Origin of the sequence: Haloarcula mannanilytica (assembly GCF_005406125.1) — an archaeon.
Classification (GTDB): domain Archaea; phylum Halobacteriota; class Halobacteria; order Halobacteriales; family Haloarculaceae; genus Haloarcula; species Haloarcula mannanilytica.
Genome location: NZ_BIXZ01000004.1, coordinates 222,782 through 243,138 on the forward strand (window position 1 = coordinate 222,782; position 20,357 = coordinate 243,138).

General features: G+C 64.3%; 27 protein-coding genes. 9 read left to right on the top strand and 18 right to left on the bottom strand.

What is annotated here, in order from left to right:
• Window positions 1-4: 4 nt before the first annotated feature.
• From Harman_RS13275 to Harman_RS21555, 3 genes are read right to left on the bottom strand one after another with little or no spacing between them, the layout of a single operon-like run.
• Entirely contained in the window at window positions 5-238 is a 234-nt protein-coding gene (locus tag Harman_RS13275; RefSeq protein WP_137684270.1) for a hypothetical protein, read from the bottom strand.
• On the bottom strand, window positions 231-506 hold the full coding sequence (locus Harman_RS13280; RefSeq protein WP_137684271.1) for a hypothetical protein: 276 nt from the start codon (window positions 504-506) through the stop codon (window positions 231-233). Before Harman_RS13280 ends, Harman_RS13275 begins: the two co-directional genes overlap by 8 nt.
• Window positions 506-655: a hypothetical protein gene (locus Harman_RS21555; protein ID WP_200830894.1), complete on the bottom strand. Its 150-nt coding sequence runs from the start codon at window positions 653-655 to the stop codon at window positions 506-508. Before Harman_RS21555 ends, Harman_RS13280 begins: the two co-directional genes overlap by 1 nt.
• Before the next feature lie 97 nt (window positions 656-752).
• Here Harman_RS21555 and Harman_RS13285 point away from each other — a divergent pair, with 97 nt between their 5' ends.
• The gene (locus Harman_RS13285) at window positions 753-1,970 is read left to right on the top strand and encodes a DUF7405 family protein (protein ID WP_137684272.1); all 1,218 of its coding nucleotides are present in this window, start codon (window positions 753-755) and stop codon (window positions 1,968-1,970) included.
• Between the two features lie 49 nt (window positions 1,971-2,019).
• Here the strand turns inward: Harman_RS13285 and Harman_RS21980 are convergent, their stop codons facing one another.
• Genes Harman_RS21980 through Harman_RS13305 form a run of 6 tightly spaced genes read right to left on the bottom strand, consistent with a single transcriptional unit; the run spans window position 2,020 to window position 5,549 of the window.
• Entirely contained in the window at window positions 2,020-2,154 is a 135-nt protein-coding gene (locus Harman_RS21980) for a hypothetical protein (protein ID WP_268812803.1), read from the bottom strand.
• Between the two features lie 44 nt (window positions 2,155-2,198).
• Entirely contained in the window at window positions 2,199-2,543 is a 345-nt protein-coding gene (locus Harman_RS13290; protein WP_200830895.1) for a hypothetical protein, read from the bottom strand.
• Window positions 2,540-2,683 carry a hypothetical protein gene (locus Harman_RS21560; RefSeq protein WP_004591875.1) on the bottom strand — a complete coding sequence of 48 codons (144 nt, stop codon included), beginning with the start codon at window positions 2,681-2,683 and terminating at the stop codon, window positions 2,540-2,542. The genes Harman_RS13290 and Harman_RS21560 overlap by 4 nt, the downstream gene beginning before the upstream one ends.
• Window positions 2,680-2,946: a hypothetical protein gene (locus Harman_RS13295; protein WP_137684273.1), complete on the bottom strand. Its 267-nt coding sequence runs from the start codon at window positions 2,944-2,946 to the stop codon at window positions 2,680-2,682. The genes Harman_RS21560 and Harman_RS13295 overlap by 4 nt, the downstream gene beginning before the upstream one ends.
• A 48-nt stretch (window positions 2,947-2,994) precedes the next feature.
• A complete protein-coding gene (locus Harman_RS13300) occupies window positions 2,995-3,780 on the bottom strand; it encodes a DUF7124 domain-containing protein (protein ID WP_137684274.1) in 786 nt (261 codons plus the stop codon).
• Window positions 3,777-5,549, bottom strand: a complete 1,773-nt coding sequence (locus tag Harman_RS13305) for an aldehyde ferredoxin oxidoreductase family protein (protein WP_137684275.1) — start codon at window positions 5,547-5,549, stop codon at window positions 3,777-3,779. The genes Harman_RS13300 and Harman_RS13305 overlap by 4 nt, the downstream gene beginning before the upstream one ends.
• Window positions 5,550-5,635: 86 nt before the next feature.
• Here Harman_RS13305 and mobA point away from each other — a divergent pair, with 86 nt between their 5' ends.
• Window positions 5,636-6,241: a molybdenum cofactor guanylyltransferase gene (mobA, locus tag Harman_RS13310; protein WP_137684276.1), complete on the top strand. Its 606-nt coding sequence runs from the start codon at window positions 5,636-5,638 to the stop codon at window positions 6,239-6,241.
• 27 nt (window positions 6,242-6,268) lie between these two features.
• Here mobA and yqeC read toward each other — a convergent pair whose 3' ends face one another.
• The gene (gene yqeC / locus Harman_RS13315) at window positions 6,269-6,988 is read right to left on the bottom strand and encodes a selenium cofactor biosynthesis protein YqeC (protein WP_137684277.1); all 720 of its coding nucleotides are present in this window, start codon (window positions 6,986-6,988) and stop codon (window positions 6,269-6,271) included.
• 108 nt (window positions 6,989-7,096) lie between these two features.
• On the opposite strand from yqeC, the gene moaA reads away from it, so the two are divergent.
• From moaA to Harman_RS13330, 3 genes are read left to right on the top strand one after another with little or no spacing between them, the layout of a single operon-like run.
• Window positions 7,097-8,179, top strand: a complete 1,083-nt coding sequence (gene moaA, locus Harman_RS13320; protein ID WP_137684278.1) for a GTP 3',8-cyclase MoaA — start codon at window positions 7,097-7,099, stop codon at window positions 8,177-8,179.
• A 51-nt stretch (window positions 8,180-8,230) separates the two neighbouring features.
• Window positions 8,231-9,316, top strand: coding sequence for a putative sulfate/molybdate transporter (locus Harman_RS13325; RefSeq protein ID WP_137684279.1), 1,086 nt, complete (start codon window positions 8,231-8,233; stop codon window positions 9,314-9,316).
• Window positions 9,317-9,369: 53 nt separating this feature from the next.
• Window positions 9,370-10,383 (top strand): DHH family phosphoesterase, encoded by a 1,014-nt coding sequence (locus tag Harman_RS13330; RefSeq protein WP_137684280.1) that lies wholly within the window; start codon window positions 9,370-9,372, stop codon window positions 10,381-10,383.
• Window positions 10,384-10,391: 8 nt separating this feature from the next.
• Here Harman_RS13330 and Harman_RS13335 read toward each other — a convergent pair whose 3' ends face one another.
• Entirely contained in the window at window positions 10,392-12,314 is a 1,923-nt protein-coding gene (locus Harman_RS13335; RefSeq protein ID WP_137684281.1) for a beta-CASP ribonuclease aCPSF1, read from the bottom strand.
• Between the two features lie 161 nt (window positions 12,315-12,475).
• Here Harman_RS13335 and Harman_RS13340 point away from each other — a divergent pair, with 161 nt between their 5' ends.
• Complete coding sequence (locus Harman_RS13340) at window positions 12,476-12,658, top strand: DUF5786 family protein (RefSeq protein ID WP_137684282.1); 183 nt, start codon at window positions 12,476-12,478, stop codon at window positions 12,656-12,658.
• A gap of 16 nt (window positions 12,659-12,674) precedes the next feature.
• Here Harman_RS13340 and Harman_RS13345 read toward each other — a convergent pair whose 3' ends face one another.
• The 3 genes from Harman_RS13345 to Harman_RS21565 form a co-directional block, all read right to left on the bottom strand.
• Window positions 12,675-13,025 (bottom strand): glutaredoxin family protein, encoded by a 351-nt coding sequence (locus tag Harman_RS13345; protein ID WP_137684283.1) that lies wholly within the window; start codon window positions 13,023-13,025, stop codon window positions 12,675-12,677.
• A 73-nt stretch (window positions 13,026-13,098) separates the two neighbouring features.
• A complete protein-coding gene (locus Harman_RS13350; RefSeq protein WP_137684284.1) occupies window positions 13,099-13,341 on the bottom strand; it encodes a BolA/IbaG family iron-sulfur metabolism protein in 243 nt (80 codons plus the stop codon).
• A 46-nt stretch (window positions 13,342-13,387) separates the two neighbouring features.
• On the bottom strand, window positions 13,388-13,564 hold the full coding sequence (locus Harman_RS21565) for a hypothetical protein (RefSeq protein ID WP_200830896.1): 177 nt from the start codon (window positions 13,562-13,564) through the stop codon (window positions 13,388-13,390).
• A 79-nt stretch (window positions 13,565-13,643) separates the two neighbouring features.
• Between Harman_RS21565 and Harman_RS13355 the strand changes: the two genes are divergently transcribed.
• On the top strand, window positions 13,644-14,027 hold the full coding sequence (locus Harman_RS13355) for a thiol-disulfide oxidoreductase DCC family protein (RefSeq protein ID WP_137684285.1): 384 nt from the start codon (window positions 13,644-13,646) through the stop codon (window positions 14,025-14,027).
• 5 nt (window positions 14,028-14,032) lie between these two features.
• Here Harman_RS13355 and Harman_RS13360 read toward each other — a convergent pair whose 3' ends face one another.
• From Harman_RS13360 to Harman_RS13370, 3 genes are all read right to left on the bottom strand, one after another.
• Window positions 14,033-15,496, bottom strand: coding sequence for a lipase maturation factor family protein (locus tag Harman_RS13360; protein ID WP_137684286.1), 1,464 nt, complete (start codon window positions 15,494-15,496; stop codon window positions 14,033-14,035).
• Between the two features lie 80 nt (window positions 15,497-15,576).
• Entirely contained in the window at window positions 15,577-15,987 is a 411-nt protein-coding gene (locus Harman_RS13365) for a CoA-binding protein (RefSeq protein WP_137684287.1), read from the bottom strand.
• A 46-nt stretch (window positions 15,988-16,033) separates the two neighbouring features.
• Window positions 16,034-16,408, bottom strand: coding sequence for a winged helix-turn-helix transcriptional regulator (locus tag Harman_RS13370; RefSeq protein WP_137684288.1), 375 nt, complete (start codon window positions 16,406-16,408; stop codon window positions 16,034-16,036).
• 411 nt (window positions 16,409-16,819) lie between these two features.
• On the opposite strand from Harman_RS13370, the gene Harman_RS13375 reads away from it, so the two are divergent.
• A complete protein-coding gene (locus tag Harman_RS13375; RefSeq protein WP_137684289.1) occupies window positions 16,820-17,518 on the top strand; it encodes a ThuA domain-containing protein in 699 nt (232 codons plus the stop codon).
• Window positions 17,519-17,781: 263 nt separating this feature from the next.
• A complete protein-coding gene (locus Harman_RS13380) occupies window positions 17,782-18,945 on the top strand; it encodes an NAD(P)/FAD-dependent oxidoreductase (RefSeq protein WP_137684290.1) in 1,164 nt (387 codons plus the stop codon).
• Between the two features lie 188 nt (window positions 18,946-19,133).
• Here Harman_RS13380 and Harman_RS13385 read toward each other — a convergent pair whose 3' ends face one another.
• On the bottom strand, window positions 19,134-20,357 hold the full coding sequence (locus Harman_RS13385; protein WP_137684291.1) for an iron-containing alcohol dehydrogenase family protein: 1,224 nt from the start codon (window positions 20,355-20,357) through the stop codon (window positions 19,134-19,136).

Below are 20,357 nucleotides of genomic sequence, written 5' to 3' on the forward strand. Positions count from 1 at the left end.
GCGGCTACCGGATGCGGAGGACGAGTCCCACACTGGCGACAAGGCCGACGACCATCAGTACCTGTACTGCGGGCAGCAGGAGCGCCATCGTCTGTTCCATGAGAAAGAGCGACCGCCAAGAGTTGACCGACCGTGCGATGACCGCGACGGCTCCCGCGCCCGCGACCAGCACGCACAGCAGCGTCACCGAGGCCGCCGCGACGACACCGAACGGATTGGTGCGCAGTCGTTCACGCATCGGGGACCACCCGCCGACCGATGACGAGGACAACGAACAGCGGGACGAGGACGAGCAGCAGGCGGCTCACGAACAGGCCGATGTAGCTGATAGTCGATTGGAGATGGATCTCCCAGTGCCAGCTCCCTTTGAGTTCGGCGATGAGACCGATTGTCCCGACGACAAGTAACGACAGCGCCAGCAGCGTGGCGAGCGTGTAGACCAGCATCCGGAGGTACCTGAGAACGGACACGGCGGTCAGCCGGGCGTTTGATCGCTCAGTCGCCATCAACTCCCCTCCCCGGCCCAGTGCTGCTGATAGATGTCGTACGTGATGACGGCGAGGACGACCAGTCCGGCACCGAGGACCATCGCGCCCATGTCGGGTGGAAACGGGAGGTTGAGTCCCGATTCCGCATGCATGGGGATAGTTAGCATGGAATTTGCTACGGACTCACAGGTAAAAAACCGTTGCGACCTGTTCGGCTGAGACAAAGTTTTTCTCTGCGTAGCCCTACCCTTGTGATATCATACCATGACTTCGCGCCGTGGGCTGTTGCTCCGACTCTCCACGCTTACCGGGGCTGCGGGTCTCAGCGGCTGTTCGTCCCTGCTGGCCAGACAGGCGGTGTCGCCGACCGGTGACCTCGACCCCAACCCACGAGCCGACGAACTACCGATGCGTCAGCACGCCTGGAACGACGCTCTGCGACGGGACGACGCCGACAACGAACTGCTGCCACGTCACTTCCGGCTCTACATGCTCGACCTCGACGTGTCGCCGTCGGACTCGGCCGCGGAGACAGTCGAACTCGCGATGCGAACGCTCGAAGACGCCTACGAGTTCAACAGCGAGGGACTCCTGCACATGCTCGGTTGGGGGACGAGCTACTTCGACACGCACGGCTCGCTCGACGCGTCGCCGATACGCAGCCCCCGCGTTCTCTCCCGGACGGACGACCCCGACCTGCAGGCCTTCGACGCGATACTAGTGCTCGCAAGCGACGTTCCCTCTCAGCTCGCGGCCGCCGAATCGGCGATGTTCGACACGCGGCCGACGCTCGCGGGCGCGGACGTGCAGGGGCGACTCGGGAACGTGTTCTCTGTCGCCGACCGCCGCGGAGGGTTCATCGGCGAGGGACTGCCCGCGGCCCACGCCGACGCCGAGGGCGTGCCCTCGACCATCCCCGAATCGGCCCCGATGTTCTCGGGCTTCTTTTCCGGCCGCTCGGGGTCACAGGCCAGCGAGGACCGCGTTACCATCTCGGACGGCCCCCACGCCGGCGGGACGACGATGCACCTCTCGCGGCTGAACGAGTCCTTCGACAACTGGTGGGAGCTCGCCCAGTCCGAGCGCGTCCAACGGATGTTCTCGGCAGAGTTCTCCCAGGAAGACATTGATAGGGGTGACCTCCCCTTCGCTGACATGGTCCGCGAACACGCAAGCGAGGACGGACAGGTCGGCCACTGGGAGAAGGTCGCCCGCGCCCGCAAAGACGGGGAGCCGATCATTCTTCGCCGGGATTTCAACACGGTCGATGGCGGCCAGGCCGGGATTCACTTCCTCTCGCTGCAGGCCCACCTCGGGGACTTCGAGGCGACCCGCGACGCCATGAACGGCTGGTGGCTCCGCGAGGAACACGAGGACCTGCGCGACCGCCAGAACAACGGCCTGTTGGAGTTTATCGAGGTCGTAACGCGTGCAAATTTCTACGTCCCACCGCGGGACAAGCGGGCGTTCCCGAGCACGTAGCGGGCACTCGCCAAACCAGGAGTTCGGTCCGCAGAAACAGACTGCGCTCTTACTCTTCGTCGTCGTCCGTCGTCGTGTCGTTCTGGTTCACGTCACCCGGCCAGACGCCATGGTCCCAGACCTCGAAGCCGTTGAACATCTCTGTCGCGCCCTTTGGGTTCCAGTGACTGTCTTCGTGTGCCATTGTAAATCAACTTTTGTGTGGTTCCGGCTTAAGCTTTGGTGCCGTCACTCCGACGGCGTCCCCGGCGGTTTCTGTTCGTCCGTGACCTCATCGAGGAAGGCGTTGGCGTAGAGGTCGACGTGCATTTTCAGGACCGCGCTCTCGTCTATCCCGCTCTCCTCGGCCTGTCGGCGGAGCAGCGCAGCCAGTTCCTCGGTCGGTTCGTACCGTATCTCGCGGCCGTCGACCTCGAACTCCACGTCGTGGGACTGCGAGACGAGGTGTTCGATCTCCAGCAGTGCTTGTTCGACTTTGGTCTCCATCGCTTCATCGATGTCTTCTAGCCGCCGGTCGGCCCACTCCTGAGCCGCCTCGTACAGGCGGTCGCTCACCTCGAAGGCGAGCGTCAAAACGACACCCCCTCGCCTTCGAACTCGGGCGTCCACAGCGTCGTCTCCTCACACACCGGACAGTTCTGTCGGCGCGGCTGGCCCTCGAACGCCGAGAGGTCGATCATCTGGCCGCATTCCTCGCAACTGTAGTAGGTCATTCGTCGGTCGGGGGCCAGGACTGGGGTGCCGGATCCGCTTCCGTGATCTCGGAGTACAGGACCACGAGCGTCCCGAGGACGATGGCTAATACGAACACTCCGGCGAGACCACCTAGCGCGTTCTGGCCGACGAACGACCCCGTTCCAGTCGCGAAGTCGATCGTCGACAGTACCTCGAACAGTGTCAGTAACAGCCAGACGAACGCACCCAGTACCACGAAGGTGAGTATCTTCGACTGTTGGATCGCGGTTCGGAGTGTCATTGTCGTTCGTGTATAACAATGACTATCAAGTGTTATAAATATACGGCGTTATTCCTCGGCGAGCTCCCAGTCGGCCTTCTCGGCGGCGTCCGAGAGCGGAATGAACTCCCACCCCGTCCGTTCGGCGATGGGCTCGTCGTCGGGGCGGCCGACCAGCACCATCCGCTCGGCGTAGAACATCGAGTGCTCGTCGATGTCGGCCAGCCGCTCGGCCGGTTCCTGGCCCGCGCCGCTGAAGAAGTCGGCGTCGATACCGTGGTCGCGCTGGAACTTGTTGATGACGAAGGCATCAACGTCGCCGACGATACCGACCCAGTCGGCCCACGCCCGCGCCTCCTGAAAGACCCGCTGTGGGTCGGCGAACTGCCGGGCCGCGTCGTAGGTCACCGCCATCGTCATATCGTCGATGCCGCCGCCGTGGGGGCCGCTCGCCTCGACGGACTTTTCGCCGGCAGCGGGGTCCTCGGCCACGTTCGAGGCCGGGTCGGTGTCGGTCGCGGCCGCGCCACCCGCGCCGCCGCTGTCCGTCGGGATGCCGACCGGCTTGTCCTTGTTCTCTCTGGGAACGTGCGGGACCGACTGGTCGCTGGGGTCCGCGCTGGCAGTGTCCGGTCCATCCTCCGCGATACCGGTATCCCCATCAGTACCCGTACCTGTGGCCGTAGCCGACCCGTTATTCTCGGCCTCAGCGTCGCTGTCGGGCCGAACCGATACAGTCCCGGGCTCCGGCTCATCTTCCGGATCACCTTCCCCGCTCCAGAACCAGTCGCCCCGGTTCGGCGTCTCTTCGTCGTTCTGTACGTCGAGTTCATCGAGGTCGATTTGGTCTGTCATTCTCCCAGTGTCGTGTCCGCTGGTCGTGTCGCCCCGTCGACGGCGTCCGCGAGGCCGAGCCGTTCGATTGTCTCGCGGGTGGGTCGGCCGTCCGCGTCCCAGCCCCGCTGGCTGTAGTACTCGTCGAGCATCGCGTCGAAGGACTCGGTGTCGATTGCCGCGCCCGCATTCGGCCCCGAATCGAGGGGTTCCCGGAGCTTCGCCGGGAGTTCGTCGTCGGCTCGCGATACGCCTTCGCGGACGTTGAACAACCGCGTCAGGTTCCACACCCGTTCGCCGACCGTCGCGAGGTCGCCGTCCGTGTCTAGACCGACGGCGTCGAGCCACTCCGCGCCGAGATCGTCGAAGGCGTCGCCGACGAAGTCATCGACGACAAGACACCACAGCACCGAGCGCTGGTCCTGCTCTCGGATGACGGCCGCGGCCGCCCGCTCGGGGCTCCAGTCGCCGTCGAAGGCCTCCCGCTCGATTGTGAGGGCGCGTCGGTGACAGGCTCCGCGGTCGCTGGTCGCGTACGCCAGCGCCATGCTCCGCGCTCCGCGGGGGTCGTACGCGGGCAGTTCCATCGCCTTGACCGTCGGCAGGAGGTCGTCCCCGCCAAGACGGGCCGAGGCCGCGTCGACGCCGTCGGCCAGGGCGTCCCCGAGCGTCGTCTCCCGCGTGACGATCTCGTTCAGCAGCGCCCGCGCGTCGTCGGGGCTTCCGTAATCGAGCGATTCCTCCAGTAGGCCGGCGTCACCGGCTTTGATTGCCCACGCGACAGCGCTCCCGGCGCTGATGAGGTCGAGGCCGAGTCGGTTGCACGTCTCGCCCAGCGCCGCCACGGCGTCGAAATCGTCGATGCCGAGGCCGGCCCCGAGGCTCATCGCCGTCGCGCCCCGCGGAATGGTTTCGCCGTCCTCCGTCTCGACGCGAAAGCCGCCGGGGCTGCCCTCGTCGTCGTACTCCCGGCCCGCGGCGAGTTCTTGGACGGCCTCTATGCCGACGCCGTCGGCTCCCTCGAACTGACCGTCTTCCCAGCCCCGCGTCGAGAGCGCGCCGACCTCGTTGGCGAAATCGACCGTTTCGACGGTCCCGCTGGCGTGGAGCCACTGGCCGGTGTCGCCCTCGCGGTACCGCTGTGCGTACTGTTCCCGCAGCTCCGCGAGGTCCGTCGGCGGGTCGCCGCGGACGACGACGGCTTTCAGCCGCTTTGCACCCATCACCGACCCGGCACCGCCCCGGCCGGCGTGGTGTTCGCCACCGTCTGAGGCGATAGTCGCGAACGCGACCCCCTGCTCGCCCGCGGGGCCGATACACGCTACCGAAGCATCGGGAAACGCCGCCGCGGTTTCGGCGGTGTCCTGCCCCCACGTCTCGGTCGGTTCGACCGTCGCGCCGTCGTCCTCGACGACGAGTTCGACCGGCTCCGAGGCGCGGCCGGTGACCAGAATTCCGATGTGGTCCTGCAGCGCGCCGGCCAGCGTGTCCGGGAACGTCCCGCCCGCGTAGGAATCGAGGAAGCCGCCGGTCAGCGGCGACTTCGTGACCGCGGCGTAGCGCGTCTCGCCGGGCAGGAGTCCGGAGACCGGCCCGAGCATGAACAGCAGGACGTTCTCGGGACCCAGCGGGTCGGTTCCAGCGTCGAGTTCGTCGTACAGGTACCGAGCGCCGAGTCCCTTGCCGCCCACGAACCGCTGACGCCACTGCCCCGGGACCGGACGGCTCTCGACCGACGCCGACGACAGGTCGACGCGCAGTATCCGGTCCCGATTGGCTACTGTCATCACCACCCACTCCGCCGTCGGTCGACTAAAGGATTATCCCCATCAATCATGCACGAAGCACCTTTCTGCCAGACACGAGAAGCCGGGGTATGCGCGCAGGAGTTATCGTCGCGGGCGGCCGGTCGACGCGGTTCGGGGACAGCGACAAGGCCGTGGCCGACCTCGCCGGGACGCCGATGATCCGTCGCGTCGCCGACCGCATAGGCCAGGTCGTCAACGAACTCGTCGTGAACTGCCGCGAGGACCAGGTCGAGGCCATCGACGCGGCGCTGTCGGGCCACGCGCTCGACCCGACGTTCGCACTGGACGAGGACCCCGACCAGGGGCCGATGGCCGGCATCGCGACCGGACTGGGAGCCGTCGACAGTGAGTACGCCGCCGTGGTGGCCTGTGACATGCCCTTCGTGGACCCGGGGTTCGTCGAGTATCTGTTCGAGCGGGCGGCGTCGCACGAGGCCGCAGTCCCGCGCCCGGACGAGTGGTTCCAGACGACCCAGGCGGTGTACCACGCCGGGGCAATGCGGGCGGCCTGTCGGCGAGCGCTGGACCGCGGCGAGCACAAGGTCGTCGAACCCATCTTCGACCTCGATTACGTGGTTGTGGAGCGCGAGGAAGTCCTCGAACACACCACGATGAAGACCTTTGACAATCTCAATACCCGCGAAGAGTTCGAGGCGGCGGTCGAACGGTTCTGAGCGAGCACAGCTGGTGTCGGTCCGCTCTCAGACGACAGCGACCAGCGGGTCGTCGGCCCGCATCTCCGCGAGCACTACGCGCGGGACATCGGCCCGGTCGTGTATCGCCTCGGCGACCGCCCGCGCACTCGCTTCGAGGTCGGCGTCGTCAACCATGTTGAGCAGCGGAATCGCGGTTGCGTCGCCGGGCACATCTTTCAGCCCGCCGCGGTCGCTGGCGAGGACCGCCGCGACATCTTCCGGCCGAATCTCGTCGTCGGGGTTGAGGCCGGTTATCGCGGCCACTTCGTCGACTCGGTGAACGATCTCCTCGGTCAGCGGCTCGCCGACGACGTGGGCACTGGCGATGGGAACCACCGTGGATGCCGTCGAGGGTAGCTGTGGCTCGCGGTCGCTCGGCGCTTTGAACTCACGCATCCGCGCGCCGTCGGCTTTCACCAGAATCGGGTGGTCGATGTCGGCTAGCTCGGCGACGGTCTCCGGATCGTACCCGCGGTAGCGGTCCGGTCGCTCCTGTGCCGGAACGACGCCAAGCGGCCACGCGGACCCACCTTCGATGGCTGCCCGCGGGTTTTCTGTCACCACAACCTCGTCAACCCAGCCGTCGAAAATCGGAATCCTGACTGTCGCGGTGACGACCGCGTGGTCAAGGTGACCGGCGAGCGTTGCCATCGTCGTTTTCTTGCCCCCAGCGCCGACGAAACAGGTCGTCCCTCGCCGTGCGTCCAGCGCGTCGACGATGTCCATATCCACCGAAGGGCCGTGTCGGGATTAACCGTTACCCCGATGAGTACGGTTTCGGAACCGGCACAGTCACGCCATTTAAGAGGATGTGCTGTGAATAGTTAGCAAGGAATGCTCGAAGACGACTTCGGTCGCGAGGTGTCCGGTGTCCGCGTCTCCCTGACCGACCGGTGTAACTTCGACTGCGTCTACTGTCACAACGAGGGGCTGGGAGACACACGGGGCCCGATGGAGGCACAGGACGACGAACTCACCGCCGACACCATCGTGGCGTTTCTCGAAGTCGCCGCCGAGTTCGGCGTCGACTCCGTGAAGTTCACGGGCGGGGAGCCGATGCTCCGGGAGGACCTAGAGGAGATCGTCCGACGCGCCCCCAACGAGATGGAGGTGTCGATGACGACCAACGGCACCTTCCTCCCCGGCCGCGCCCCGGACCTCGTCGACGCGGGTCTTGAGCGGGTCAACGTCTCGCAGGACGCACTGGACAGCGAGGCCTTCGCCGAACTGACCCAGAGCGGGGCCTACGACCGCGTCCTCGAAGGCGTCGAGGCGGCGCTTGACGCCGGCCTCAAACCGGTGAAGCTCAACATGGTCGTCTTCGAGCCCACGGCGGGGTACGTCCCGAAGATGGTCGACCACGTCGCCGAGAACCCCGGTCTCCAGCTCCAGCTCATCGAGTACATGCCGGAGCTGGCCGGCCACCCGGAGTGGGCAATCGACATCCAGCGGGTCCACGACTGGCTGGAGGACCGCGCCGACACGGTCGAACACCGCGAGATGCACGACCGAAAGCGCTACTGGATACACAGCAGCGAGGAGACGGCCGAAAGCGCAGGAACCACTACCTCGCTGGCCGCCTCCGACGGCGGCGTGCGGACGGAGCCGGTCAACAACCAGAACAGCGGGATGGTCGAAATCGTCGACCCCGTCGGCAACGAGAACTTCTGTGCGAACTGCCACCGCGTACGGCTCACTCACGACGGCTTTCTCAAGGGCTGTCTGAACCGCAACGACGACCTGCGGGACATCGGCACGACCAAGGAGTCGATGCGCGCCGCGTTCCGCGAGACGGTCGACACCCGCGTCCCCTACTACGGCGAGTACATGGTCGAAACCGAGGACGGCGAGTGGGAGATAAACGACGACTACATCGACACCGACGGGGACCGTGCGCCCTACGAGTACTCCGAGTAACGGCCGCCGCGGGCAAACGCTCTTACTGTTCCCTCGTGAAAACCGGCTACGATGAGTTTCACGTTCCGCGACCGGACGCCGATCTCGCTGTCGTGGAACGAACTGACCGGCGCGGTCGGGGACTCGGCGACGGTGTTGCCGGTCGTCGTGGCCGTCGCCGTGCTGACCGAGCTCTCGCTCCCGGTCATGCTCGTCTGGTTCGGCGTTTTTCAGGTCGTCTGGGGGCTGTACTACGGTGTCCCCATCTCCATCGAGCCGATGAAGGCCTTCGCCGCGCTGGTCATCGCGGGGACGATTTCGACCGGCGAACTCGTTGTCGCGGGGCTACTGCTGGCAGTGATTCTACTCGCGCTCGGTACCACGCGGTCCCTCGGGACGGTCAATCAGTACGTCGACGACACCGTCGTCCGGGGAATCCAACTCGGCGTCGCGCTGGTCCTGCTGGAGACGGGGGTGGGTCTCGGACTCAGCGACCCGCGGCTCGTGGCCGTCGCCGTCGGCGTGGTGGCGGTCCTCGCGGTGATCGGCCACAGCGGGCAGAGCGCCTTCGCCGTCTTCGTCCTCGGGGTCGGCCTCGCCCTCGCGGAAACCGGGGTGCCGACGCCGGCCGTCCCCGCCGTCGACGCCATGTTCATGCTCCCGACAATGACGGTGTCGGTACAGACGGCAGAGGCGGTCCTCGCACAGATCGCAGTCACGGTCGGCAACGCCGCCCTCGCAACGTCGGTCCTGCTCGCGGACTACTTCGACCGAGATGTGTCCGCAGACCAGCTCTCGAACAGCATGGGACTGATGAACCTTACGGCGGTCCCGTTCGGCGCGTTCCCGATGTGTCACGGCAGCGGCGGCGTCGCCGGAAAGTACGCCTTCGGGGCCAGAACGTCCGGCGCGAACCTGATACTCGGGGCGGGCTACATCCTCACCGCCTTCCTCGCCGTCGGCGTCATCGCGGCCTATCCGACGGCGCTGCTCGGCGTCATTCTGGTGCTGATCGCGCTCCAGCTGGGCTGGACCGGCGTTTCCAGAACGGATAACCTGGTTGTCGTCGTGGCAATCGGCCTCCTCGGCGTCCTTGTCAATCTCGGGCTCGCGTTCGTCCTGGGTGTGCTCGTCCAGCAGTTACGTGCTCGGTTGTGAGATGAGCTGTCCCCCACACGCTTGTATCAGGGGCCCGAAGCGTCGACTGATAGATGCGCCCCGCAACGGAACTCGAAAATCTGCTCGGAGAAGCGGAGTCGCTCACCATCGTCTGTCACAACAACCCCGACCCCGACTGTCTGGCCAGCGCGCTGGCGCTCGGCCGCATCGCGGCCGCTGTCGGTATCGACGAGCGACGCATCCTCTACAGCGGTGAGATTTCCCACCAGCAGAACCGCTCGTTCGTCAATCTGCTGGAGATGGACATTCAGGAGTTCGACGTGGCCGACGTGACCGACCGGGCGGCCTCAGAGTTGCTCGCCTTCGTCGACCACTCGATTCCGGGGTCGAACAACCGTGTTCCAGCGGACGTTTCTGTCGACATCGTCATCGACCACCATCCCGCCGATGACATCACGGCCCGGTTCGTCGACCACCGAGTGGAGATCGGGGCGACGGCGACGATACTGACCGAGTACCTGCGGGACCTCGAAATCGAACTTGATGACCGGCTGGCGACCGCGCTGCTGTTTGCGATCCGTCGGGAGACGCTGGGGTTCCTGCGCGGCGTGACACCGGACGAGTACGGGGCCGCCGGCTTTCTAACGGACGCGGCCGATTCGGATCTGCTCCGAAAGCTCTCCTCGCCGTCGGTCAGCGGTGCGACCGTCGATGCCATCGCGGACGCCATCGGGAATCGGACGGTCCGCGGGTCGGTGCTGATCTCACACGTCGGGCGGACGCCGGAGCGGGACGCCCTGCCACAGGCGGCCGACTACCTGGCGACGCTTGAGGGCGTCGAGACGGCCATCGTCTTCGGTATCATTGAGGACACCATCCAGCTCAGTGCCCGGTCGACGGACTCCCGGGTCAACATCGGCGATGTTCTGAGCGAGTCGCTGGGCGACGTGGGGAACGCGGGCGGACACCGGGAGATGGCCGGCGGCGAGGTGCCACTCGGTATCTTCGCAGACTACACGAGCGACGACACCGTACTCGTCGACATCGTCGAACAGGTGATTTCGGCGCGGCTGTTCGCCGGATTGAACCTCTCCGAAGAGAACTGAGCTGCCGTTTAGGACAGCCGGAACGTTTCGAGGTTCTTCGGGTTGTGCGTCCGCATGTTGAACTTCTGGTACAGCGCCGAGGACAGCTGGTTCGTCGAGGACTCGTCGCCGTGGACGCACAGAATCTTCTCCGGCCGCGGGTGCATCGTCTCGACGAACGACTCCAATCCCTGCCGGTCGGCGTGGCCGGAGAACCCGTCAACCGTCTCGACACCCATTTTGAGGCTGACCCGTTCGGCGCGCGGCCCGCTCGTATCGCCAAGAGTAATCTCGTCCTGGCCACGCTGGATCTGGCGACCGAGTGTCCCCTCGGCCTGGTAACCGACAAAGGCCATCGTGTTGTCCGGGTCGCTGCCCAGCAGGCGGAGCCAGGACATCACGGGACCGCCGGTGACCATCCCGGAAGTGGTCAGGATGATGGCCGGTTCGTCGTCAGCGATGTCCTGTCGCATCTCGTCGCCGCCGTCGACCTGCTCGAACTGCTCGGCGAGGAACGGGTTCTCGTCCTCGTAGAGGATGCGCTGGCGGAGGTCCTCGCGGAGGTACTCCGGATACGCGGTGTGGATGGCCGTCGCCTCGCGGATCATCCCGTCGAGGTACACCGGCATCGTCGGGATGTCGCCCTTCCGCATCGCTTCTTCGAGGACGAGCATGAGTTCCTGGGACCGACCCACGGCGAAGGCCGGAATCAGGATTTTGCCGTCCTTCTCGTAGGCCTCGTTGATGACATCCCTGAGGACCCGTTCGGAGTCGGACTGGTCGGTCTGGTAGTCGTTTTTCCCGCCGTAGGTCGACTCAAGCACGAGTGTCTCCACCCGCGGGAAGTCGTTGACAGCCCCGTCAAGCAGGCGGGTGTCCTTGTAGTGGATGTCCCCGGAGAAGGCGACGTTGTACCGCCCCTCGCCGATGTGGAAGTGACACACCGCCGAGCCGAGAATGTGGCCGGCGTTGTGCATCGTGAGCTTGATGTCCGGCGCGATGTCGGTGACGTTGCCGAACTCAAGGGGAATCGTGTGTTTCAGCGCGTCTCGGACCTGCTGGCTCTCGTAGGGCGGGGTGCGGCCCTCTTTGGAGGCCACGTCGAGGTAGTCCAACTGGAGCAGGCCCATCAGGTCCCGCGTCGGCGCGGTCGTGTAAATCGGGCCGTCGTAGCCGTATTTGAAAAGGATGGGGATAAGCGCAGAGTGGTCCAGATGTGCGTGTGTCAGTACGACGGCGTCGAGGGAGTTCGGCCCCGCCGCGAGCGCTTCGGGGGCCTGAAGATACGGGACCTCGCCCTCAGCGCCGGGCTTGTCACCGCAGTCGATGAGGATGCGTGATTCGGGCGTCGAGAGGATGAACGACGCGCGGCCGACCTCTCGGCAGCAGCCAAGTGTGGTCAGTCGAACCCAGTCTTCGTCGGCCGTGGTTGGTCGGTTGATCTGGCGGCCGACGCGCTGGAGGATGTCCCGGCGCTCCTCTCGCTCCTGCTTGAGGTAGTTCCGGACGTTCGAGACGGTCGAGGACTCCATCGGTGGCGTGCGGACGACCTCAGGCGTCCAGCCGACAGAGGCCGAAATCTCATCGAGCGTTGCGCCGTGGCGGCCGATGACGCGGCCGGGCTTTTCGGCCTCGATAAACACTTCGCCGGTCTGGCGGTCGAAATCCAGGTTCTGGACACCGGCGTCCTCGGGAATCGTCTGCGTAATTCGCGCCCGAGCCTCGTTCGGCGGGACCAGCGCCTCCTGCGTGGGTCGGACGTTGATTCGCTTTCGGAGGGTCTGTGCGAGGTTCCGAACAATCCCGTCGCGGTTGGCGACCGTCTGTGCGTCCGGCGTGTAAATAACCAGTTCCGGTCCCTCGAAGGCGACGGACTCGATTTCGATGTCGTTCGGCGTCTCTTCTTCGACCTGTGCTTTAATTCGATCAAGTGTCTCGTCTGCGGAACTCATAAGTTTGGAGATGGAGGCCCGATAGCCGTCGGAAAACCACGGCCCTCAATTGCCGTTATCTAGCGGGAGTGCAAGCATAGTAAAGAACCTTTGCTTGTTTCGCTGTGCCAATACCGGCAGGAACCGGCGAATTTTAGTGTGCGACTGCGAGATGTAGTTGTATGGGCTTTGGTAGCTACGATGAATCCGAACAGAAGGACAACGACGTAGATGCAGACGACAGCGAGGGCGTTGCGGTCCACGAGAACGACCACGACGGATCGGTCTCCTTCGAGACGGAGGCGACCACGAGCGACCTCGTCGACAAGCTCGGCGACATGAAAGACGAAGACGACGAGGAGTAAGGGCCTCGACTGCCCCTCAGAACGGCGCTCCCTGACCGACTTTGTCCGCGAGTTCGCCGCGTTCGTCCAGCTGTTCGAGGATGTCGCTCCCGCCGATGAACTCCCCGTCGACGAACGTCTGCGGGATTGTCTCGCGTCCGCTGTGCCGTTCTAGGGCTTCCCGGTACGCGTCGGTGGCCTTGAGTACGTCCACCGTCTCGATGTCGTCGCGGTGTTGTTGCAGCAATCCGAGAGCTTTCTTCGAGTAGCCACACTGTGGCATCAGCTCGTTACCTTTCATGAACAGCACGACCTCGTTGTCCTCGATGACGCTGTCGACCTGTTCCGTGACCTCTTCCGGCGAGAGTTCTTCGGGCTCGAATGCCATACCCTCCCTAACGGCGTCGGCAATAAAGACGTACCGGCGGGGCAAGCAAGGGCACGCCGCCGGGGGCGCTCGCCTACTCGGCTTCCTCGGGCGTCAGCGTCGTCAGCTCGATAGCGTGGATGTCACGCGTGAGATGCTCGCCCAGCGCGTCGTGGACGAGCTGGTGCTGGTCGACCAGCGATTTCCCCTCGAACGCCGGCGAGACCACGCGCACGGCGTAGTGTTTGTCGTCGTCCGGGTCCCGCGGTGTGGTGACTGTTGCCCGTGCCTCCGGGAGCGATTCCTCGATGAGTTCGGCGACTGCGTCCTCGTCCATACCCGCTCTGAGGGGAGCGGCGGGCAAAACAGTTGGCGTCCCGCAGTCACCAGTCGGGCGACAGTTCGCGTCCGATACCGACGCCGATAGCGGCCAGACCTATGAGGGCGAGTACGATCCCACCGAGCCAGATCGGCGAGAGTGAGGCCGCGAGACGGACCGCCCAGAGCCCGGCCACCAGCGCCAGCCCGCCGGCCACGACCAGTGTGACGAACCGCTCCATACCTGCGTCTGTGGCGACCGGCTGTAAATTCCTGCCGGCTGAACCACAGGTGTTTGTGCCTCGGGTCCCTACATGACGTATGAGCGACGCAACGCTCGTCTACGACGACGACTGCGGCTTCTGTACGTGGTGGGCGGACTTCCTCGACGAGCGGTCCGACCTCGACATCGTCGGCTTCTCCGAACTCGACGACGAGTTGCTGGCGCGCCTGCCGGAGGATTACGAATCCTGTTCGCATCTGGTAACCGACGACGAGGTGTACTCCTGTGGGGAGTCCATCGAGACGGCGCTCACCTACACAGACATGGGCAAGCCGGCGCGGCCGCTGGTCTCGTTTTTCCGCCAGTTCGAGGACTACGAACGGTTCCGCGAGCGGGCCTATCGACGAGTCGCAGACAACCGTTCGAAGTGGGGGAAAATCATGTCGAAGACGCCGCCGGCGCGCAGGGACGATTCGAACTGACAGCCTTAGACCCGTGCGAGTTGCAGGTCGCCCTCGCTGACCGGGCTGACGTAGGTGCCGACGCGTTCGCGCTCCCACCACCGGCCAGTTTCGCGGCGCTCCTCGGGCGTCGTGAACCGGTACCGGTAGCGGACCGCGCGGACGTGCGTGGGTGTCGTCTCGGCGAACGGGACCGACTCCAGCAGTTTTTCGGTGGTCTCGTCGCCGGCCAGCAGTCGATCTAATAGCACGAGGAACCACGGACTCCGACGAGGCGAGGGAGCCATCGCTGCGAACCACAGCTGCCAGTCCAGTCGGTAGTGGTACGGCGCGACCTGCCGCGGCCGCTGGGCGGGGTCCGTGGGCTTGCCCTTGAACTCGTAGGTCTGCCAGTCCGTGTCGGCCGTGATGACCTCGTCGGTGGTCCTCTGGACGACGATCTCATATCGATTCCGAGTAATCGAGCCGAACGCGCCGTAGGTGTTGACCAGTCGGAGCGGGTCAAAGGCGGTGTTCATCACCTGTCGTTCCGAAAGGATGTTTCGGACCGGGTCGACGCTCCGCCAGAGGACGACCGCGGCGAGGACGACAGAAATCGCTTGCAGGTACAGCGGCGGCGCGCTTGCGCTCACACTCGGCGCGGTGACCGGGAAGACGGACGTGAGGACGCCGTCGCTGAACGTCGCGATGGCCTGGACGATGGTGAGGGCGTTGAGCCACGAGAAGTTCCCCGTCAGCATGAGCCAGCCCTGGAACCCGATAGTCGCAGCCCCCGCCACCGACGCCCAGGGCTGGGGCGCGAAGTAGAGGAACGGCACGGCGACTTCAACGACGTGGTTGCCAAGCACCTCCAGCCGATGGAACCGGTCTGGGAGGTGGTGTACGTACCAGCTCACCGGGTTCGGAATCGGTTGTGTCTCGTAGTGGTAGTCCAGCGCGGTGAGGTCCCGCCAGCAGTCGTCACCGCGTAGTTTGATGAGTCCAGCGCCGAACATATTGCGGAACAGGAGCCACTTGAGCAGCCAGATAACGACGATCGGCGGCCCCGTCGACCCTGCACCGAGAAACGTCGCGAGGAAACCGGTCTCAAGCAGCATCGACTCCCAGCCGTACCCGTAGAACGTCTGGCCGGCATTGACAAAAGAGAGATACAGCGCCCACAGGGTGAGCCACAGCAGTATCGATAGGGGAACTGCGTACGGACGCGGAAACCATGACGGGAGGCCGACGAATGCCAGCACTGAAAGCCCGACGCCAGCCCAGGCCGTGATGCCAATGGCGCGGTCGTCCGGGTAGAAATAGAACAGGCTGGGGCGGTCACGGAACTCGTGGCGCTCGACGTACTGCTGTATCGGCAACAGGCCGTCTTCGCCCGCGAGCGGACGGAACTGCGTGGCTGCGACGAGGAAGGCCAGTAGGTAGATGACCGCAAGCCCCCGGTGAAACAGGAACCTGACGAGCCAGTACGCCTCTGACTCCCACGGCAGCATATTTCGGATGTGGTCCAGCCACGGACTAAACCGTATCGGGCGGTAGTGTGGTCAGCCGCAGCTAGCCGTCGCCTGTCGGCTTATCCCATCAGTTGCTGGTGAGTGGGCTTCATACAGCGGTCCTGCACGACGCGGCGGCCGGCCGCCTCGGCGCGTTCGACGGCCTCGTCGTCGTGGATGCCCAGTTGGAGCCAGATGACGGCATCGTCGTCCCGTTCCAGGGCCGCGTCGACGATGTCACTGACCTCCTCGCTTGGCCTGAACACGTCGATAATGTCTATCTCGCCAGGGACCTCCGACAGCGAGTCGTAGGCCGTCTGCCCGAATATCTCGTCGGCGAAGGGGTTGACCGGAATCACTTCGTACCCCTGCTCGTGGAGGTATTTCGGAATTTCGTGGGCGTCCTTGCCGGGGCTAGTCGAGCACCCGACGACTGCAACGCGGTCCAGCGAAAGGATCTCTCGGAGTTCGTCGTCAGAACTGACAGGCATATTAGAGCGTTCGCCGGGCGGCGACAAAAGGTATTGCCCGCGAGAGTTACTGCGTGGCTTCGTCGGACTCCGTTGGTTCCTCCAGATAGCGCTGGCCCCACGCCGCCATCTCGGAGATGACCGGCTCCAGTGACGCTCCGAGGTCGGTCAGCGAGTAATTGACGCGGAACGGTTGTTCGTTGATGACTTCCCGGTCGACGAGTCCCTTCTCTTGAAGATCTTCGAGGCTGTCCGAGAGGACTTTCGAGGAGATTCCGTCGACATCCTCCTTGAGTTCATTAAAGCCCGACGGGCCGTTTTCAAGCAGGCGGTGGATGATGACGGGATGCCACTTCTTGCCGATGAGAGAGGCGGTCGTCGTTATGGGGCACCACTCCTCGCCAGCACACCAGACGGAGAGCTTCTCCGGTGAATCGCTCATGTCTTGCCGGAATTTCGGCCGCGGACGGCTAATAACTACCCCTGTCAAGATACCGACGGCCGCTTCGTGGGAGGCTTCGGAGAGTCTATAGAGTGACTCGTGTTTCGCCCGTACATATTGGCAGGAGCCCTACCCAGACCGTGACAGAGCCGCCGTATTTCCGTAATGACCGTACAGATGTTATTGCAGTTTGAGGGGTTGAAACCGCCGAATACAGTTGTTTCAGATGTTGGAATCGGTTGCCGAAGAGACGTTCAAACCCTACGAAGTGAAACGGGCATACGAGAAGACCGATACCACCATTCTCGCAGTCATCACAGTCCAACTGGTTGAAAAGACAGATTCAGAACGTCCGTCTTTCGGCCAGCCGTGAGTAGCTATATTTTTATTTGATTATTCAGTGTATTCTTTATGGTCGCAGTCACAGTGTGGAACGAAAACCAGCACGAACGGGCCACGGGACCGGCAAATGCCATGTACCCCGACGGTATCCATACGGCGCTGGCTGAGATGCTCGTCTCGCACGGCCACACTGTCCAAACAGCGACACTCGACGAACCAGAGCACGGATTGACTGCGGATGTCCTCGCCGAAACGGACGTATTGCTATGGTGGGGTGATGTCGCCCACGATGCTGTCACCGATACGGTAGCGGCCCGAGTCGAACAGGCCGTTCGTGGCGGGATGGGGTTCATTCCGCTCCATTCCAGTTACGAATCGAAGCCCTTCGAGTCGCTCATGGGAACGAGCGGTGTCCTGCGGTGGCGCGAAGAAGGGGAACGAGAGCGTGTCTGGGTCGTCGAAGCGGACCACCCTATCACTGATGGACTCCCCGAGGAATTCGAACTCGAACGCGCCGAAATATACGGACAGGGGTTCGACCTGCCGCAACCGGACACGCTGGTGACGGTAAGCTGGTGTGACGACGGCACGGTGTTCCCCAGCGGGTGCTGTTACCACCCCGGAGACGGGAGAGTATTCTACTTCCAGCCCGGCCACGAGACGTTCCCGGTGTATCACCACCCGGCTGTCCAGCAACTCCTCCACAACGCCGTCGAGTGGGCTGCACCGACTTGCCGGACCGAGCGCTCCCGTGGTGCACAGCTTTAGCGGTTGGGACAACGGAGATCATTGGGCCGTATCTCGGCGTCGGTCAAACCGCTGTCCCGCTCGATGCGTAGCGGGTCCGATAGACAAAACTCGGCAAAAAAGTTAGGGGCTGTCTGTCGCGTGAGTAGGCCTCCTTTTCGACCCAGGGCGCGGTCGAAGGCGACTGCAAACTTCGGGGCCTGCATCACGACTGTGTGCCAGCATGCGAGGACAACTAGACCGATTCCAAAGGGTTTGTATCGGATGACTCCGGAGAGTGGCCTATGACGGAGAACGTGGTCGTACTCGGTGCGGGGTATGCGGGCGCTGGGACGATCAAGAGCCTGGAAGACGAACTGGACGGGGAGGCCGATATCACCTGGATTTCTGAGACGGACTACCATCTGGTACTACACGAATCCCATCGGTGCATTCGGGACCCGAGCGTTCAGGAGAATATCGCGATTCCAGTCCACGAGATCAAGCAGCCCTCGACCGCGTTCATTCAGGACGAAGTCGTCGGCATCGACACCGAGGCACAGGAGGTCGACCTCGCCGACTCCGACACGGTCGAGTACGATTACCTGCTTGTAGGCCTGGGTTCGCAGACGGCCTTCTTCGGCATCGACGGGCTCAAAGAGCACGCGCTGACGCTGAAGAGCCTCGACGACGCGCTCGAAATCCACGACAACATTCAGCAGGCTGCTCGTGAGGCCTCCACCAACGACCCGGCGCAGGTCGTCATCGGCGGTGCTGGCCTCTCAGGTATCCAGACCGCCGGCGAGGTCGCCGAGTTCCGCGACGAACACAACGCGCCCATCGATATTCACCTCGTTGAGGGTCTCGATCAGGTGCTGCCCAACAGCGATCCGGAACTCCAGGGTGCCCTGCGCAAGCGCCTGGAGGCCGCCGACGTGAACATCAAGTGCGGCGAATTCATCGGCGAGGTTGACGAGGAGACGGTCTACATCGGCGACGAGGACGAACTGGACTACGACGTGCTGGTCTGGACGGGCGGCATTACCGGCCGGGACTGCATGCAAGACGTGGACCTGGACAAGGACGAGCGCAACCACCGCGTCCACGCTGAGGGGAACTTCCAGACCGATGACGAGCGCGTGTTTGCGATTGGTGACTCGGCACTGATCGACCAGCCGGGCGACCAGCCCGCGCCGCCAACCGCTCAGGCCGCCTGGCAGGCCGCCGAGGTCGCCGGCGAAAACCTGGCTCGCGCCGTTCGTGGCCAGCCGCTCAAAACCTGGACGCACAAGGACAAGGGGACAGTCGTCTCTGTCGGCGAGAAAGCCGTCGCCCACGACGTGATGAACATGCCCATCGAGACCTTCGGCGGGCTGCCGGCGAAACTGCTGAAAAAGGCGATTGCCGCCCGCTGGATCAACGACGTAACCGGTGTCGGCCGGGCTGCCAAAGCCTGGCCCGACATGTAGCGAGTACCTTTTTACGTCCCCTCCTCTCCTCGCGGCGCTTCGCGCCGCTGCGGGGAGCGGGTTCGCAAAAATCTACGCTAAAAACGACCGTCTCGCTCCCGCTGGTCGCGAGACGTGAAACCGCGCTCGCTCCGCTCGCGCGGTACGCTGTTTCTACCGCACCGCGTTGCGACTGTTTCGTGAGAATCCTACCAAGCGGACTCTAACACACCGATAATGTCTTTTCGGGTGGGCTCCAGTCCTGATGGGGCGTTCGCCATGAAAGAGTCTTCGAGGACCGCGTCGGCGACTGCCGAGAACTCTCCGCGGTCAGGGCCGTCAACGTCACGGAGTCGCGTCGGCAGTCCCAGTGCCGTCACCACCTCACTGACCCGGTCGACGACCGCAGCAGCACGGTCGTCTGCGTCCCCGACGCCAAGTGCGTCAGCAAGCAGCGACCGCCGGCCGTCGACCTGTTCGAACAAATACGAGAGCGCGTGCGGAGCGATTACCGCATGGGCCGCGCCCTGCTGGACCTCGTAGGTTCGGGTGAGTCCGTGACCGAAGGCGTGGATCAGCGAGAGCGTGATCCCGTCTGTCCGGGAAATACCGTACTGGACGAGCATGATGCCCTGCGTGAGCGCCTGGTACACCCGCGGGTCGTCGTCACCATCACCGAATGCGAGCAGTCCGTCAGTGAGGAGACCGAGGCCGTGTGACGCGGTGGCATCGGTTATCGGCGTCGCGTTGGCCGCGTACAGTGTCTCGATGCCCTTGTCGAAGCCGTTCATCGCCGACGCTGCGAGGACCGACCGGGGGGTTGTCGAAATCAACTCGGGGTCATAACAGACGGTCGCGGGCATCAGTTTCGGGTCGCTGATGCCACCGCTGGCTGGTTCATCTACAGGACAGGTGTCAGGGTCGGCTGTAACCCCCGCCACAATGGAGAGGTCAGCACCGGCCAGCGTCGTCGGGACGGCCACAATTGGCGGCAGTTCCGCTTCCGGGACAGCTATCGTTCCGGAGTCGACGAGCGCATGGCCGACAGCGGCCGGGTCGCGGTCGGTGGCCGCGAGGAGGCTGATGATTTTCGCCACGTCGAGACTGCTCCCGCCACCGACGGCTACGAGACAGTCGGCATCGGTCTCGCGGAAGCGTTCGAGGCCGTCGTACGCGGTGCCGAGCCGTTTGGCTGGCGTCGTTTCCGCGAAGACACCGGCCAGTCGGTCGCCGAGGCCGTCCCGAACGGGGTCCATCACGGCCGGCGTCGTTCCGACGGTCGAGCCACAGACGACCAGCGCACGGTCGTATCCCTGTGCGTCCAGCTCCGTGCCCAGTGCGCGGGTCGTACCGGGCGCGTAGCGGAGCGTTGCGGGGTCGTACTCGAACCGAAACGGGACGGCGAGGTCGACAGCAGTCGGTGTGTCAGTCAT